This is a genomic window from Streptomyces sp., assembly GCF_031181705.1.
In the GTDB taxonomy this organism is placed as follows: Bacteria; Actinomycetota; Actinomycetes; order Streptomycetales; family Streptomycetaceae; genus Streptomyces.
Genome location: NZ_JAPSKN010000037.1, coordinates 25,587 through 40,429 on the forward strand (window position 1 = coordinate 25,587; position 14,843 = coordinate 40,429).

At 70.9% G+C, this 14,843-nt stretch carries 19 protein-coding genes; 13 read left to right on the plus strand and 6 right to left on the minus strand.

Annotated features, from left to right (window positions below):
• Position 1: 1 nt before the first annotated feature.
• From RIN80_RS10560 to RIN80_RS10585, 6 genes are all read left to right on the plus strand, one after another.
• Complete coding sequence (locus RIN80_RS10560) at positions 2–940, plus strand: hypothetical protein (protein WP_309095279.1); 939 nt, start codon at positions 2–4, stop codon at positions 938–940.
• Position 941: 1 nt separating this feature from the next.
• The gene (locus tag RIN80_RS10565) at positions 942–2,966 is read left to right on the plus strand and encodes a glycosyl hydrolase family 28-related protein (RefSeq protein ID WP_309095280.1); all 2,025 of its coding nucleotides are present in this window, start codon (positions 942–944) and stop codon (positions 2,964–2,966) included.
• A 64-nt stretch (positions 2,967–3,030) separates the two neighbouring features.
• The gene (locus tag RIN80_RS10570; protein WP_309095281.1) at positions 3,031–4,005 is read left to right on the plus strand and encodes an N-acetylmuramoyl-L-alanine amidase; all 975 of its coding nucleotides are present in this window, start codon (positions 3,031–3,033) and stop codon (positions 4,003–4,005) included.
• A 3-nt stretch (positions 4,006–4,008) separates the two neighbouring features.
• On the plus strand, positions 4,009–4,260 hold the full coding sequence (locus tag RIN80_RS10575; protein ID WP_309095282.1) for a holin: 252 nt from the start codon (positions 4,009–4,011) through the stop codon (positions 4,258–4,260).
• A gap of 11 nt (positions 4,261–4,271) precedes the next feature.
• Positions 4,272–4,601: a hypothetical protein gene (locus RIN80_RS10580; protein WP_309095283.1), complete on the plus strand. Its 330-nt coding sequence runs from the start codon at positions 4,272–4,274 to the stop codon at positions 4,599–4,601.
• Entirely contained in the window at positions 4,598–5,293 is a 696-nt protein-coding gene (locus RIN80_RS10585) for a collagen-like protein (RefSeq protein WP_309095284.1), read from the plus strand. Before RIN80_RS10580 ends, RIN80_RS10585 begins: the two co-directional genes overlap by 4 nt.
• Before the next feature lie 63 nt (positions 5,294–5,356).
• On the opposite strand, the gene RIN80_RS10590 is transcribed toward RIN80_RS10585, so the two are convergent.
• The 3 genes from RIN80_RS10590 to RIN80_RS10600 are packed head-to-tail and all read right to left on the minus strand — an operon-like array spanning position 5,357 to position 6,987.
• A complete protein-coding gene (locus RIN80_RS10590) occupies positions 5,357–6,214 on the minus strand; it encodes a helix-turn-helix transcriptional regulator (protein WP_309095285.1) in 858 nt (285 codons plus the stop codon).
• Between the two features lie 25 nt (positions 6,215–6,239).
• On the minus strand, positions 6,240–6,755 hold the full coding sequence (locus RIN80_RS10595) for a DUF6879 family protein (protein ID WP_309095286.1): 516 nt from the start codon (positions 6,753–6,755) through the stop codon (positions 6,240–6,242).
• Positions 6,727–6,987: a hypothetical protein gene (locus RIN80_RS10600; RefSeq protein ID WP_309095298.1), complete on the minus strand. Its 261-nt coding sequence runs from the start codon at positions 6,985–6,987 to the stop codon at positions 6,727–6,729. Before RIN80_RS10600 ends, RIN80_RS10595 begins: the two co-directional genes overlap by 29 nt.
• Positions 6,988–7,296: 309 nt before the next feature.
• Here RIN80_RS10600 and RIN80_RS10605 point away from each other — a divergent pair, with 309 nt between their 5' ends.
• Both RIN80_RS10605 and RIN80_RS10610 read left to right on the plus strand, forming a co-directional pair.
• On the plus strand, positions 7,297–7,800 hold the full coding sequence (locus tag RIN80_RS10605) for a hypothetical protein (RefSeq protein ID WP_309095287.1): 504 nt from the start codon (positions 7,297–7,299) through the stop codon (positions 7,798–7,800).
• Between the two features lie 484 nt (positions 7,801–8,284).
• Positions 8,285–8,728 carry a hypothetical protein gene (locus tag RIN80_RS10610; protein ID WP_309095288.1) on the plus strand — a complete coding sequence of 148 codons (444 nt, stop codon included), beginning with the start codon at positions 8,285–8,287 and terminating at the stop codon, positions 8,726–8,728.
• A gap of 56 nt (positions 8,729–8,784) precedes the next feature.
• On the opposite strand, the gene RIN80_RS10615 is transcribed toward RIN80_RS10610, so the two are convergent.
• Positions 8,785–9,021 (minus strand): helix-turn-helix transcriptional regulator, encoded by a 237-nt coding sequence (locus RIN80_RS10615; protein ID WP_309095289.1) that lies wholly within the window; start codon positions 9,019–9,021, stop codon positions 8,785–8,787.
• 259 nt (positions 9,022–9,280) lie between these two features.
• On the opposite strand from RIN80_RS10615, the gene RIN80_RS10620 reads away from it, so the two are divergent.
• Positions 9,281–10,822, plus strand: coding sequence for a recombinase family protein (locus RIN80_RS10620; protein WP_309095290.1), 1,542 nt, complete (start codon positions 9,281–9,283; stop codon positions 10,820–10,822).
• 64 nt (positions 10,823–10,886) lie between these two features.
• On the opposite strand, the gene RIN80_RS10625 is transcribed toward RIN80_RS10620, so the two are convergent.
• Entirely contained in the window at positions 10,887–11,360 is a 474-nt protein-coding gene (locus RIN80_RS10625) for a hypothetical protein (RefSeq protein WP_309095291.1), read from the minus strand.
• A 248-nt stretch (positions 11,361–11,608) separates the two neighbouring features.
• Positions 11,609–12,412, minus strand: a complete 804-nt coding sequence (locus RIN80_RS10630) for a helix-turn-helix transcriptional regulator (protein WP_309095292.1) — start codon at positions 12,410–12,412, stop codon at positions 11,609–11,611.
• A 129-nt stretch (positions 12,413–12,541) separates the two neighbouring features.
• On the opposite strand from RIN80_RS10630, the gene RIN80_RS10635 reads away from it, so the two are divergent.
• The 4 genes from RIN80_RS10635 to RIN80_RS10650 all read left to right on the plus strand — a co-directional run.
• Positions 12,542–12,790 carry a helix-turn-helix transcriptional regulator gene (locus tag RIN80_RS10635; protein ID WP_309095293.1) on the plus strand — a complete coding sequence of 83 codons (249 nt, stop codon included), beginning with the start codon at positions 12,542–12,544 and terminating at the stop codon, positions 12,788–12,790.
• A 255-nt stretch (positions 12,791–13,045) separates the two neighbouring features.
• A complete protein-coding gene (locus tag RIN80_RS10640; RefSeq protein ID WP_309095294.1) occupies positions 13,046–13,996 on the plus strand; it encodes a hypothetical protein in 951 nt (316 codons plus the stop codon).
• Complete coding sequence (locus RIN80_RS10645; protein WP_309095295.1) at positions 13,986–14,426, plus strand: hypothetical protein; 441 nt, start codon at positions 13,986–13,988, stop codon at positions 14,424–14,426. Before RIN80_RS10640 ends, RIN80_RS10645 begins: the two co-directional genes overlap by 11 nt.
• On the plus strand, positions 14,423–14,843 hold a 421-nt coding region (locus RIN80_RS10650; RefSeq protein WP_309095296.1), incomplete at its 3' end, for a hypothetical protein. The genes RIN80_RS10645 and RIN80_RS10650, both read left to right, overlap by 4 nt.

Consider the following 14,843-nt stretch of genomic DNA (forward strand, 5'->3'; position numbering starts at 1 on the left):
TGTGGCGCAGGCATCCTGGCCCAGCCCGGGGCACAACGCGAGGGCGGTGACCGACGTCGAGTACGAGCGGATGGCCGCCCGCTTCTCCGACAACGGTGTGTACGGCACACCCGCGGACGCGGCCGTCGTCTCCCCCGGCGTCGGCCTGAACGTCACCATCCGGGCGAACGTCTACGCGTCGGTACGCGGCCACGGCTGGACCTCCGGCGCCGACGGCGACACCCTCCCGGTCGACCCCAACTCCAGCGGGCAGACCCGCATCGACCGCGTCGTGCTGCGGCTGACCCGCGCGGACTGGACCGTCCGGGCCGTCGTCAAAAAGGGCACCCCCGGGGCGGGCGTCCCAAGCCTGTCCCAGTCCACGGGCGACACCGGCACCTACGAAATTCCGCTCGCCGAGGCGCGGCTGCTCAGCGGCGCGACGTCGGTCACGGTCACCCGCAAAGAGCTCTACGTCGGCACCCGGGTCCGGCCGTGCACGTCGTCCACCCGCAACCCGGCACCCGTGGTGAGCGAGATCAACTACGAGACGGACACGAAGCGGGCGATGCTGTGGACCGGCTCCAGCTGGGAGGCGATCTTTGAGGACTCCGGCGTCGTCAACATCAACAACCCGAACAGCGCCTGGTCCATCGAGACCGACAGCGTCCTGGAGAAGCGCAATGGCTCGGTGCATGTCAGGCTGGGCAGCTTCAAGCGCACCGCTGGCAGCCTGGCGTCAAGCGCCGAGTCCCGGCTGCCAGTGATCATCCCGTCCGACTACCGGCACCCCACCCGCGACCAGTACGCCCTGGCCTACTGCACCGGCGTCGAGGTCGCCCGCATCATCGTCTACTCCGCCGCCAGCGACCAGCCCGGGCAGGTCGTGCTGGCCAACCATCCGACCATCGCGACCGGCGAGTTCGTCCTGCCGGCCTCCGGACTGAGCTGGGTGGTGTGACATGGCACGTCATGAGTTCGGCCGCGGCATCGCTGACTACATTGTCCAGCCGACCGACGGGCAATGGGGCGTGGCGCCCGGGGTCACCGTCACGTTCTGGGACGCGGTCACCGAGGGCACCCAGTACACCGACCTCCTCGACGCCACGAACCAGCCGATCACCGAAGTCACCGCCAACGAGCAGGGACTGCTGCCGCGCTTCCTCGGCCCCGACAACGTCACCGGGATGTGGGCCGAGGCAGGGGGCGGGTCCCGGGTCTGGATGGACTCGCACGGCGCCAGCACCACCGAGTCCAACGCCGGATCGGTCCGTGACTGGCTCAACGTCAAGGACTTCGGCGCACAGGGCGACAACGTCACCGACGACACCGCCGCGATCCAGGCCGCGCTGGCCGCCTGCCCGATGGGCGGCGTGGTGTACCTGCCCGCCGGCGCCTACCGCACCAGCGCGCCGCTGACGATCCCGCCCGCGGTCACCCTGCAGGGCACCCACACCAACCTCATGGCGGTCGTTGGTCTCGTTGACCCGCCCTGCTACATCAAGCCTCTGCCCAGCCACTCGGGCGGCGCGGTCATCAGGTTCCTGGACGCCGCCACGGGCGGCTACTCCACCATCTCGGCCGAGCACCGGATCCTGAATGTCATGATCGACGGGTCCGCCTACACCGGCCCAGGCATGGACGGGATCCGCGCTGACGGCAACGTGCAGAACGTCGGGCTGCGGGACGTGACCATCCGCAAGGTCACCGGCGCGGGCATCAACACCGGGCAGAACGGTGGCTTCTTCCCCTACAGCTGGCGCCTGCACCGGGTGATGACCGACAACTGCGGCTGGCACGGGTTCGCCGTGCAGGTCATGACCGACGTCACCCTGATCGACTGCCAGGCCATCGGCTGCGGAGCCAACGGGTTCGAGATCAACAACGCCGCGAACTCGCAGTTCATCGGCTGCCGCGCGGAGTGGAACACCAGCAACGGTTTCCACATCACCGGTGACTGGGCGACCGGCACCGGCTCCGGCGGCATGCTCCTCGGCGACTGCAGCACGGACCGCAACGGCGCGAACGGCGTTCTGGTCGACGCGGTCGGCAACGGCCCCATCCAGATAGACAACCTCCACACCCGGAGGGACGGCCGCAACAACGGGGCGGGCGGCGGCGGATACGCCGGCCTGAAGGTCGACGGCGCCACCATCCCGGTGATCGTCGGCCTGGTCACCTGCTACCCGGGCACCGACGACAACGGCACCCAGGCCAACAGCCCACAGTACGGAGTGCGCGTCGAGGACTCCGCCTACGTCGACATCCGCGGCGGCCACCTGCACGCGGCCACCGCAGGCTGGTCCGACGGCGGCGGCAATACCACGCTGCGGCGCGGCCCGAATATCCGCGAACGCGTGGGCACCACGGCGGCCCCGGTCGACCAGCCGCCCGCGCAGTGGACCGCGGCCGGCGCCATGGTGGGCGACTCGGTCGCCGCGGACGTGTCGGCACTCGGTGCATTCCAGCCGGTCAACCACGGCATGGCCGCCTGGTCGTTCGACCCCGTCCTGGCGCTCAACTCGAGCCTGCTGGCGAACGGCTCCCTGTACCTCACCAAGGTCCACATCTCCAAGACCGTCAACGTCAGCAAGGTCTACTGGTGGATCACCACGGCCGGAGCCACACCCACCGCGGGTCAGTGCCAGGTCGGTATCTACGACTCGGCAGGCACCCGGATCGCCGTCACCACCGTGGACAGCGACATCACCTCCACCGGCCTGAAGACGACGACGATCCCCAGCACCACCCTGCAGGCCGGACAGTGGTATTGGGTGGCGCTGCTGTTCAACGCAGGGACCGCCCCCACCGTGGCCCGGGCCACCGGCAGCGCAGGCCTCGCCTCCGCCGTGAACGCCGGCCTGACCGCACCGACCTACCGCTACGCCGTCAACGGCACAGCCCGTACGGCACTCCCGACCACGATCGACCCGACCACGAACACGGCAACCGGGTTCGGCGGCCCGTGGGCTGCTGTCGGCCCCTGACCACACCCCTGACCCATCCCGCCCCGAGCCTCCTGGCCGGGGCCTTTCCACGTCTGGAGGCCTCATGGCCACACCGCTCACTGCAGACCGGCTCGTCGCCGCGCTGCGCGCTGAGGGCTGCACCGTCCGGGAGGTCCCCGGCTGGCGCACCAACAACCGCAACCACGTGAACCGCTGGGGTCCGGTGCACGGAGTGATGATCCACCACACCGTGACCGGCCCCGGCACGGACGTGGTCGGCATGATCTTCCGCGGCCACAACGCCCTGCCCGGGCCGCTCGCCACCGGCTGCATCACCAAGGACGGCGTGGTCCACCTGACCGGCAACGGCCGCGCCAACCACGCCGGCGGCGGCGACGGCGACGTGCTCCAGGCCGTCATCGACGAGTCCTACGGCGACCGCCCCCCGGCGACGCACGAGCACGACGGCTCGCCAGGCGCGGCCGACGGCAACGCCCGCTTCTACGGCTGGGAGTGCGAGAACAAGGGCGACGGCCGCGACCCCTGGCCGGCCCGGCAGTACGACGCCATGGTCCGGGCCACCGCGGCGATCTGCCGCGCACACGGCTGGGGCAAGAGGAGCGCGATCGGCCACCTGGAGTGGTCCGACTGGAAGGTCGACCCCCGCGGCATCGACATGACCGACTTCCGCGCCGACGTCGCCGAGCGACTGGCGCACCCCGCGAGCTGGAACCCCGGCGACGCGGACACCCCCGAGGAGGACGACGAGATGAAGCTCAGCGATCAGATCCGGCTCGGCGACTGGATCCCGAAGTACTGGCCGCAGGACCAGGGCCTGCAGGACCGGCAGATCCCCGTGGACGTGGCGCTCGGATCCGGCTACGCGCACTCCCGGAAGGCCGCCGAGAACACCACCGCGATCCTCGCGCAGCTCGGCGCGCAGCAGGCGACCATCGACAAGCTCGTGTCGGTCATCGGCTCCGGCGGCGGACTCACCGCCGCCGAGATCACAGCCGCGGCAGAGGCCGGCGCACAGGCCGCCCTCGACCGGCTCGGCGACGCACTGAAGGAGAACTGACCCATGGCTGGACCCATCGAGAAGAAGGTCACCGCCGCGACCGCCGCGGCGTACGTCGGCAGCACCGGTCTGCTCGCCTCGTTGGAGGCCGTGCAGGACCATGCCGAGCTGGTGGGGTGGATGCCCCCGGTCCTGGCCCCGTTCGTCCTCGCCCTGGTCCCGGCCGCCATCGCGTTCGTGTCCGGCTGGGCGGCCCGGCACACCCCGCGCACGGACGAGGACCTGGTGCGCGCCGCGCGCCGGCACGGCCAGTAAGGGGGCCACCGTTGGACGCCACCACCCTCGGGAGTCTGCTCGTCGGGCTCGGCGCGGTCGTCGGCGCGGTGGTGGCGTACCTCGGTAAGAGGAGCGAGAACGCACTCACCGGCTACTCCTCGCTCACCAACGACCTGCAGGAAGAACGCGAAACCCTCAAGACGGATCTTGCGGCCGCCCGGGCGGAACGCGACGCCGTCAAGGCAGAGCTCGCGGCCGCCAAGGCGGAACGCGACGCCCTCAACACCCGGTTCGCCGAGCAGGCCGCCCTGCGCGCGGCCGACCAGGCGGAACTCGCCCGGCTGCGCGCCCTGATCGTCCACCTCGGAGGAGAGCCGTGACACGTGCCGAGCGCACCCTGGCCCGCCGCTGGCGCAGCGTGCTCCTCGTGTGCACGCTCATCGCCCTCAGCGGAGCCGTCCTGATCATCTGGTCCCGCATCGACCATGAGGCGGCCCGGGCCGAGCAACTCGCCGCCGAGGCCGACCGGCGCGGCGAGGCCGTCAGCACCCTCGCCACGGACGTGCGGCTACTGCGGGCCCAGGTCAAGGAAGAGGGTGGCACCCCGGCGGCACCGGACCCGGCCGACGCCGTCGACGACCTCCCGGCCCGGGCCGAGGTACCGGTGCCGATACCGGGGCCGCCGGGCGAGCCGGGACCATCCGGGCGCCCCGGCCGCGACGGCAAGAACGGCAACGACGGCGAGGCCGGCACCCCGGGGCAGGACGGGGAACCCGGCGAGGCCGGCGAGGACGGCGCCCCGGGCGCGGCCGGCCCCCAGGGCGAGCAGGGACCGCAAGGCGAGCCGGGGCCGCGCGGCGAGCAAGGTCCGCAGGGCGAGCCGGGGCCGCGCGGCGAGCAGGGCCCGGCCGGTCCGGACTGCCCCGAGGGGTACAGCCTGCAGGCGCCCTCGTGGGACCCGGACGCACTGGTCTGCAGACGCAACGGAGCGCCGGACCCCGAGCCCTCGCCGAGCCCATCACCCGGCCCGATCGCTGCAGGCCTGGAGCCGTACCGACGGCAGTACCCGTGAACACCAGCGCCCCCTGTGCGGCCCACTTCCGGGCCGTACAGGGGGCGCTGTCGTGCGTCCGGCTCAGCGCAGGGATTCGATGGCCCGCAGGACGAGCTCGCGCGCCTGTGCGCCGTACACGGCCATGCTCCGAAGCTCATCGAATGCCTTGATGTACTGGGCGACTTCGGAGGGCTGAGTGATGCGCACCCGGGCGGAGATGAGTTCGACGGACACCAGGCGGTCGTCGTAGATGTGGAAGGTCTCGCGCGGCCATTGAACCCTGTCCCGTGTGGCCATAGGGATGATGCCGAGCGACACGGTAGGCAGCGCGCCGGCGGTGAGGAGGTAACCGAGCTGTGCCGCCATGGCGTCCTCGTCGGCGACCCGACAGTGCAGCACGGCCTCCTCTATGAGGAGCAGGAAGCGGCGCCCGGACTCGTGGATGATGCGTGAGCGCTCCACGCGGGCCTGCGCCGCCCTGGAGCTGTCGTCGGCGGGAAGCCCGTGGAAGCGGCCGCTGATGCCGAGGACGCCGGCGGCGTAGCCCTCGGTCTGCAGCAGCCCCGGGACCAGGGTGGAGGAGTAGACGCGGAACCGCTCGGTGGTGCGGAACAGTTCCTGACCGGTGGTGTTCTGCAGTTCTGTGAGGCCCCTGCGTAGCTGCTGGCTCCACTCCCTGTACATGGACTCGGCGTTGACCGACTGCACGATGAGGTCCTGCGCCTGGTCGTCAGCGTGGGTGGCGGCGCACCAACGCCGAATGTCACCTGCTGTCGGGCCGGTGACTGCGTTCTCGATGCGTGAGGTCTTGGAGTGGTGCCAGCCGCACTGGTTGGCCAGTTGAACGACCGTGAGCCCCGCCTCCCTGCGGAGGTCGCGCAAGCGTCTGGCGACGGCCTCGCGCGCGGCCTGGGCGGAGGAGGACGGGGACACGGGCATGGGCGGGCCTCAGCGGTCTGGAGTGCTAGCGGATCTTGTACTGCTCGTGGGGGACGGCGCGCTGCCAGACCGCCTCGAACGCGTCCGCGCACAGTTTCGCGGCCGCGGGGTCGTGTGACAGTTCCGGGCCTGCCGAGGCCCCGTCACCCGTGAAGTGGTTCCACCGGATCAACCGGCCGTCCAGCAGCCAGAAATCGTTTCCCGGCAGCGCGATGTCGCTCGCGCGGCGGCGGGGGAGCCAGCGCACCTGCTCGCCTGCTTCCAGGTTCGCGTTGGTGCCGGCGTGTTCGAAGCGGATGTAGTCGGAGACCGGTTCGGACACGATCCTCGCGCGGCGTACGACGACGCCGCGGGCGACGGTGTCCCGGATCAGAGTCACCCAGGGGTCCCACCAGGCCGGGTCGAGTGGGACACCGTTGCGCCACTGTTCGAAGCGTTCCCGTTCACTTTCCACCGAGTAGACGTCGCGCATCTCCAGGTGCACCGCAGAATGCGTGCAGCCCGCGATGAGCTCACTGAACGGTGGCACGTTCGATGACATCGCACGCCTCCCTGATCATGGGCACCATCCTGGCCGGGATGCGGATGACCGCCTCGTGGTCGGGGATCCCCGTGGCGTGGCCGGGCACCGTGAACGCAGCACACTCGGCTTCCGTCTCGAGGTCAGGCTTCCACCCCTGGAGGACCAGCTCCTGCTTCTCCTGGTCGACCCAGACGGTGGGGCTCTCGTCGGTTCCCGTGTTCGGGTCGATCCCGATGAACAGTAAGGCCACGTCAACCTCCCTCAATCGTTCTGTGCAGAAATCTGCATCACCCTTGCCGAGCTGGTGAGTTGAGTCAAGGGCGGTATGCAGCCATCGACCGGCATGGGTGAACGGCTTGCACATATCTGCACATCCCTGGTTGTGCTGCACATCGTGCTCCTAGCGTCACTACCAGCAACGACACGCAGCTCTGCCCCTGCACATCGAGTCACGGCGCCCGGGTAGAGCCCTGTCCCTGGAGGCGCGACGATGCCCGCCAACCCCCCGAAGCGCGCCCTGCGCTCGGTCCCGCATGACAGAACGGTTCAGAGATCAGCAGTGGAGCAATGGCTGCTGGCCGCACACCCCACGCCGAGCACCGCACAGGCGGAGTGGGACAGCGTGGGGGTGGCCGTGCTGCCCGTCGGGACGCAGTTCGCCGCCATCCGCATTCCCCGCACGGTGGTGCTGAACGCCATCCGTCTCGAGCTGGCGCGCCACAGCACCCTGGACCGGTTCCTGGGCGAGATGCTGTGGGACGGCCCCGTCATCTGTGACCAGCACGCGCAGCGGTACTACGCACTCGTACCCGCCGACACACCGCTGGTGTGGACCGTGGCCGCCGCAGAGTGGCCCCGGCTCGGCGTAGAGATCCTCGGCAACGACTGGCACCTGGGCGTGCCGCGCCTGCCCGCCCAGGACCACTACGGTCCGCCCTCTGCCTCGCACTGGGCCGTCCCCATGAGACGCCCGGGCCAGCTGTGCGAACCGGCCGCCGTGGCCCGCCTCGTAGCCACCGCCGTCCAGTTCAGTCGGCGGCTTGCGAGCGTGAGCCCGAAGTGACGACCGCACCGTCGCCGGTGCCTGCCTCCCTGTCCGCTGAGTGCCAGCTGGCGGCGCAGCGCGACTACCGGGACCTGCACGGCGAGTGCCGCCAGACCGACGACATACCCCTTCCGTACGGCAGGGGCGTCCTCCTTCAGCCGCGCTGCGGCTGCAGCTGCCACCGCAGCTCCCGGCCCAGCCGATGAGACTCCCGCCCCGGCCCCGGTCCTGGACAGGTCGAGCACCGGGGCGGGTCGCACCACCACCCGTCAACCCGGCGACCGGCCTGGAATGAGGCCGGCTCACCCGAGAAGGGACGCAACGATGCTCACCATGGACGTACTGAGGAACGGCGGCGAGGACGACGGCGGCGAGCCCAACCCGCCGACCGGCGACAGCGACGACGGCCGCGACTACAACCGCGGCTGCTGAGGATCACGTCCCGGGTCGGCCCCGCCTCCTACAGTGTCGGGGCCGACACCACTGCACGAGAGGGCGCACCATGGCGAGGAACCTGGCAGGGGCGGGACGTGTCACGATCTTCCCGCTGCTGCACGACTGGGAGACGCGCTCCCGGTGCGTCCTGGCGTACACCAGCATGGACGACGGCTACGTCGCCGTCGTGGGCGTCATCCCTGTGGAGGGGAACGTGCACGAGCCTGGTGACCTCTTCGCGCTGGCCGGGCGGCACGGGTTCATCGGCGAGTGGAAGGGCAGCCACGAACAGCGCTGCGGGTGCTGGCTGATCTCCACCGGCACCGGCGCCCTGCGCGTGCCGAAGCCCGGCACGGTCACCGTTGAGGCAGCGTGGTCACTCGACATGGTGAAGAGCGTCGACCTCGAGACGGCCTACGCCGGGCATACGCGCATCGCCGCCGGCCGTATGACCTTCGAGGACCAGGAGCTGGAGCAGCGCGCTCGAGCGCTCATCTCCGTCCCCGCCTAGGGGACCCGCGGCGGCCCCGTCCGCCCGCTCCACCCCGTAGCGGGTGGGCGGGGCCTTCACTCGCCGAGGAGCTCGGCGAGCGGCACGCCCAGGACCCGGGCGATCCGCAGCAGCGTAGACACCTTCGATTCCTCGCCCGTCTCGACTCGCCAGAGGGTCACGCGGTCGATGCCGGCGGCGAGGATGAGCGCCTCCTGGGTGAGGTTCCGACGCTCGCGCTCGGCGCGGATGCGGTTGCCGATGGCCCGGCGTTCGTCGATGAGCCAGGAGTCGTCGTCGGGCAGCACGTGCATCCGACACACGCTCGGTCGATCTTGTGTAGATGTCTGCTGACTGCATTCAGCATTGTGTGATCTTGGAGGGCGCGGGTATCCAGACCTGTGCACCCCCCTCATCAATCGGCTCACCCCGGTACCAGCTGCCACGCGGACGGGGGAGAGCCAGGCGCCCCCGGCCCTAGGTCAGGGGCGCTTCTCGCATTACCGGGTCCCTCATGGAGTCGCCTGCGGGGAAACAGCTTCATAAAGGATCCGGTGTGGTAGACCAGATGGCATGCGCGACACACGGGGGCTCATAGCCAGGGAATACCGCCGCCTCTCCGACCGGAAGGGCGGCCGCTCCGTCGAAGACCAGGGTCGGGACAACGAGTTGGCGGCCGACGAGCAGGAGTGGACGCTGGGGGAGCCGTACGTCGACGACGGCCGCAGCGCCAGCCGGTACGCGCGTCGACGTCGGGACGACTTCGACCGCCTGGTGGCCGACCTGAGCAGCGGCCCGACCGGGCGCCAGTCCGCGTTCGGCGCGGACATCCTGATGCTGTGGGAGTCCAGCCGAGGCAGCCGCCAGGTGGGCGAGTGGGTGTCGTTCATCGAGCTGTGCGAGCAGAAGCGTGTGCGGATCTGGGTCACCACCCACGAGCGTCTGTACGACCCCGCCAACGGGAGGGACCGCAAGGCCCTCATCGACGACGCCGTGGACTCCGAGTACGAGTCGTACAAGACCCACCGGCGCCTGGTGCGCACCGCGCCCAGAGAGGCCGAGCGTGGTCGCCCGTACGGGAAAGCGCCGTGGGGGTTGCGGCCCGTGTACGACGCGAAGACCGGCAAGTTGCGCACCTGGGAGGCCGACCCCACCCCGGCCGGGACGACGACCGCCGGCCGGGACCAGGCCGTACGTGAGCTGTTCGAGATCCTCCACGCCGGGCACACGCCGGCGGACGCAACGCGTGCCTTCGCGAAACGCGGCTACCTCAACGCGTCCGGCCGGCCGTTCCAGCGCGAGCAGCTGCGTGCCATGGCGCTGCGCCACGCCTACGCGGGCCTGCGCTACTACAAGGGCACGGTCTACAAGGGCGTGTGGCAGGCCTTGGTGCCCGAGCCGACGTTCTGGGCGGTGCGCAGCATGCTCACCGCCGCTGACCGGGCGACGTCTCCCGGTGGCAAGCTGCTGCACACGGTCACTGCCGTACTCACCTGCGGCAGGTGCGGCCAGCTGATGCGCCCGAAGTACGAGCAGGCACCCGACCGGCCGGACAACTACCGGTGCGCCAACTGCGGATTGAAGATTGCGATGGCCGGCGTCGACGAATTGCTCATCGGGACGCGCGAGGAGCCCGGCGTGCTTCTGGCCTACCTCGCCCGCCCCGACATTTACGAGCAGCTGCGCGCACCCAGCAGTGGGGACCCCGTCGTGCGGCAGGTGCAGGCCGACCTCGCCCGGGCCCGCGCCGAGCGCGACGAGCTGCGGGCGGCCACGGGCGAGACCCTCGCCGAAGTCCGGCTGCTGGCATCCTCCCTGGAGCGGAAAGAGGCTCAGGTCCTCGAGCTGGAGGCGCGTGAGCGGGAACTGCTGCTGCCGGCCGCCGTGCTGCAGATGGTGCAGCCCGGCCGGGACGTGTGGGAGTCGTGGGAAGCGGCCCCGATCCGCAGCCGGCGGATGGTCGCCCGTCTGATCCTCGGCCCCGGGTATCTCGGCCGGCCGTGCGTCATGCCCAGCACCCACAGCGGCCGCAACCAGCCGGCGGCCGCCGCCCGGATCGAGTGGAGACACGACGTCCCCGCGGGTCCAGGCACAGAACCGCCCGCACTGGGCTGAGCCTGGCGCGCCCGGCCCCGAGGCAGGGGGCCGGGCGCCTACGCGCACGCTGCACGCAGAATCGTTACGGCACCGTCAGCGGTGCCGACGGACGCAGCATCGGGTCGGGGAGCTCGCCGGCCGGGGGAGGAGGGCACCGGAACCAGCACTGCAGGTACACCCCCTTGGAGGCCAGCCGGTACAGCAGATCGTTCATGTCGTGCTGCAGGCGGTGGGTGCACGCGTCCTCGTTGACGAGCCATATGCAGCTGCCGGCCTCCTCAATGCCGGCGACGAGCCATCCCCTCGGCAGCCACGAGCCGGGTACGCGCTCCCAGCGGGTGACCGAAAGCCACTGTCCCTCGGGCATGGACGACCCGCTCTGACGCCATGCGCCGTGAGCGACCTGGTGGCTGGAAATTCGGGTGAGCTGTTGCGTCAGGCGCTCGTCGATCTGCAGCGGCGAGAACAGCACCGACACGCGGTTTGCGGCCGGGGTACGCATGTCGACAATGCAGCCCTCGGCCAGCTCTCCAACCTCGGCCAGGCGGTACTGCACGTGCGTATGGGGCGTGTACAACACAGCCTCCTCGAGCTGCCGCGCTGCCAGATCCCGCCCAGGGGAGGCCGCGCGTGAACTTACCGATCCGCTGCCACGCGGGGCGACATCATGCACACGGGCGATCACTTTTGGCCACAGTGAAACTACGGTTAGCCCGTACGGGTGGGTTCAAACCGTTGAATACTCACACGAGTTGGATGTCCCGAAACCGACCAGCCGACCCGAAAAACGGGTCGACTGCCCGGTCACTTCTTCGGGGTGCGCCGGTACATCTGCATGAGGTTCTCGAGTTTCTGGCGGTCCTCGTCGCTCACTGGCCCGACGCCTACCGCCCGGGACTGGCCGTCGCCGCTCCATACGGAGCGGACATTCATGTACTGGACACCGGCCGCCTCCTGGACGCGGGCGGGATCCAGGTGCAGGGCGTACGCCAGGGCGTCCAGTTGCGGGTACTCCGGGAACTCGTCCGGCGACAGGGCGGCCCTCTCCAGGCGGCCGAGCCAGCCGACGTCGAGTCCCGCAGCTGCGCCGGGGGCCTCGGCCGTGAGCTCCGCTACGGCCTCCAAGGTGAGGCCGGCCGCCAGTCGCGCTTCGAGCACCATGACCGAGAGGTCCGGGGTGCCGTAGGGCGGGGTGTCGTCGGGGCCGGCCTGGCGGGCCGCCTCCGCCTGTGCGAGATCGCGACGGACGGCTTGGAAGATGGATTCCAGGTCATCCGCTCCGACCCCGAGTCTCTCGGCGGAGGCGCTGATGACGTGCCGCAGCGCTTCTCCGGGGGACAGCCCCGGTGCCGGCGGGCTGTCGGGGTCGGGCTCGCGCACCGCTGGCGCGCGCCCGGCGAGCGCCGCGCGTACGCTGCCCGGCTCCCACCGCAGCGCTTCTTCCAGCTTGCGCGCTGTCAGATCGGCAGGTCGTGACGTGCCGCGACGGATTGCGCGAAGGGCCTCGTAGGAGATGCCCGCCGCTGCGGCGAGGTCGCGCCACTGCAACCCGAGTTCCAGCCGACGCTGGTTCATCGCGTCATCAAGCCGCTTGTGCGGATCCGACATCCAAGACCCCTTCTGAGCAGGGAAACACAGGCTAGCGCAAGCTGCCCGGCTCCACACCACAGGCGTACTTGTGGTCACTTGCTGCCTGCTGCTTGCGGTTCTGTGTTTCTCTGCGTTAAGTTGCGTCGCATGCCCAACCAGATAGCAAGTCGAGTGAAGCAGGAGCGATTGCGGCGCGGCATGACTCAGCAAGAACTGGCCGAGATGTGTGCGGAAGCTGGCGCACCCGTGGACGAATCGCACCTGAGTCGGATCGAACGCGGCATCTACACCCCGCGGCCCAGGCTCCGGAGTGTGCTCGCCGCTCTGCTCGACATGGAGATCGAGGACTTCGAGCAGCGCTCGGAGCCGGACGAGATGGCCGGGAGCGCGCGGTGACTCGCGAGGAGCGGCGGGCCTACGTCCGGTCCGTCGTTGACGCGGCCCCTGCGCTCGCCCCCGAGCACGCGGACCTGCTGCGCGCCCTGATCCCTATGCGGACCCGCCTCACGGTTCCGCGCGGGACCGAACGGCCTCGTGACAGTCGCCGGTCGGCTGCCTGACCCGCACGAGTTCGGGGCCGCGCCCGGCTGGACCCCGGAACGCGACCCCTACGGCACACCCACCCCCACCCAAGACAGGAGTGGATCACCCGTGACCACATCTTCCCAGACCCCGCCCGGGGCGCCGCCCTCGGAAGCCCCTCGCCCGCTGCCCCTGCACGCCGCCGCGTTCGCGACGTTCGGTGTCGCCGTACCGGCACCCGCGGGGTCGGCCGAGACCGCCCCGCCCGCGCCGGCTCCGACGGTGACCGAGGCCGCGGCCGCAGTCCTCGACGCGCGGATCGCCCAGGACCGCGGCGCGACCACCGAGCAGCTCGCCGAGGCCGAGGCCCGCGCCGGGATCCTCTTCGACCCCGCGGGCGTCGAGGACGCCGTGTCCGCCGCCGTCGCCCAGGCCCGTTCCGAGGCCCGCGCCGAACTCGACGAGGTCCGGGCCGAACTGCGCGAGGCCCGCGCGCAGCTGGGGGCGATGGCTGGCGACCACCGCCGCGCGCAAGCCGTGCTGCGGCTGTGCGAGGGACGCCGTGGTGACGACCTGCTGCTCGTCTCCGCGGTCGCCACCGCCGCGGAGAGCGGCCACACGGCCATGGACGGGCTGCCGATGACACTCACCTGGGACCGCACCGCTGACGTCCTCCGGTCCTACGGAGACGTCCGGCGGGTCACGGTGCACTGCCAGTCCTCCTACGGCGGCCGCGCGGACCTCATCGTCCGGGGCGAGGACCGCACCGCGCTCGCGTCGCTCCTCGACGCGCAGCTGGTGGGCGACATCCACGCCCCGTGCGGCACCGACGGGTGCGGCACCCGTGACGACTACGACGCCTCCGACCCTGCCCTGTTCGGCTGGGCCCGCCTCGAGGTCGCCGGCACCGACGACGGGCCCCGCTGGTACTGCTCCCCCCGGTGCGTCGCAGGCGCGCTCGCCCGCGCCGGTGAGGAACTCGCCGCCATCGAGCAGCAGGCCGAAAGCCTCGTCCTGGTCGACCAGGACGAGCGCCCCGCCGAGCACGACGACGAGGTGGCGGTGCCCGATGAGCGCTGAAACGACCCACACCCCCATCGAGGCCCTCGAGGCATTCGAGGCCGGCGCCTTCCGCGTGAGCCGGGTGATGCGTCACCTGCTCACCCAGCACCCGAGCCTCCCGCTGTTCTACTTCCGCCCGTCCGTACAGGTCACCGCCTGGCTGGACGACGAGTCGGCCGAGACCGATGCCGCTCTGCGGTTCAGCGCCCGCACCGTCGACGGAGTGCGCGCCTGGGCTGCGGCCCTGGACGCGGCGGCCACGACCGAGGTCAGGGACTGGGGCGTGAACCCCCGGACGGTGTCCGAGTACGCCGAGCTGAGCACGACGATCGACGGGGTGCTGCTGGAGATCACAGGCTCGCGCGATCTGTCCGCTGAGGAGGCTGCGGCCTGGCGCGCCGAGCAGGAACAGGCGGCCGTGGACGTCCCGGCGGTCGGTGCCCAGTGAGCGCCGCCACCGAACCGACGCAGCAGCACGGGAAGAGCACCCACGGCAGCAGCACGCTGTCCGTGGGCGACGCCACCCGCATGCTGTCGCTGCCTCACCTGCCGTACGCCGACGCCGTCCTGGCCGAGCTCGACACCGAGGGCATGCCTCCGGCGGCCCTCGAAGCCGGATTACGGCGCGGCCGCACCGGGGCGCCCGAGCTGTTCATCCGGTGCGTCTGGCCGGTCGGCAGCCCCTGGCTGGGCGACGGAGCGCGCTGGACGGGCCTCTCCCTGACCTGGTCGCACGTGACCGGCTGGAGCGCCCACAACGCCGACGACCAGGCCGAGCTCCTCGACGTCGACGTCCTCGCCGCCCCGGACCTGGTCGCGGACATCGCCATGCACTACGCCGAGCACGGTGTCGGCTGCGCGTGGG

What these genes read in the sequence shown, in the direction of transcription:
- RIN80_RS10575 (WP_309095282.1), top strand. Translation starts at nt 4,009, where the DNA reads ATGGCTGGACCCATCGAGAAGAAGGTCACCGCCGCGACCGCCGCGGCG.
- RIN80_RS10620 (WP_309095290.1), top strand. Translation starts at nt 9,281, where the DNA reads ATGCGCGACACACGGGGGCTCATAGCCAGGGAATACCGCCGCCTCTCC.
- RIN80_RS10570 (WP_309095281.1), top strand. Translation starts at nt 3,031, where the DNA reads ATGGCCACACCGCTCACTGCAGACCGGCTCGTCGCCGCGCTGCGCGCT.
- RIN80_RS10635 (WP_309095293.1), top strand. Translation starts at nt 12,542, where the DNA reads ATGCCCAACCAGATAGCAAGTCGAGTGAAGCAGGAGCGATTGCGGCGC.
- RIN80_RS10565 (WP_309095280.1), top strand. Translation starts at nt 942, where the DNA reads ATGGCACGTCATGAGTTCGGCCGCGGCATCGCTGACTACATTGTCCAG.
- RIN80_RS10590 (WP_309095285.1), bottom strand. Translation starts at nt 6,214, where the DNA reads ATGCCCGTGTCCCCGTCCTCCTCCGCCCAGGCCGCGCGCGAGGCCGTC.
- RIN80_RS10630 (WP_309095292.1), bottom strand. Translation starts at nt 12,412, where the DNA reads ATGTCGGATCCGCACAAGCGGCTTGATGACGCGATGAACCAGCGTCGG.
- RIN80_RS10610 (WP_309095288.1), top strand. Translation starts at nt 8,285, where the DNA reads ATGGCGAGGAACCTGGCAGGGGCGGGACGTGTCACGATCTTCCCGCTG.
- RIN80_RS10595 (WP_309095286.1), bottom strand. Translation starts at nt 6,755, where the DNA reads ATGTCATCGAACGTGCCACCGTTCAGTGAGCTCATCGCGGGCTGCACG.
- RIN80_RS10645 (WP_309095295.1), top strand. Translation starts at nt 13,986, where the DNA reads ATGAGCGCTGAAACGACCCACACCCCCATCGAGGCCCTCGAGGCATTC.
- RIN80_RS10615 (WP_309095289.1), bottom strand. Translation starts at nt 9,021, where the DNA reads ATGCACGTGCTGCCCGACGACGACTCCTGGCTCATCGACGAACGCCGG.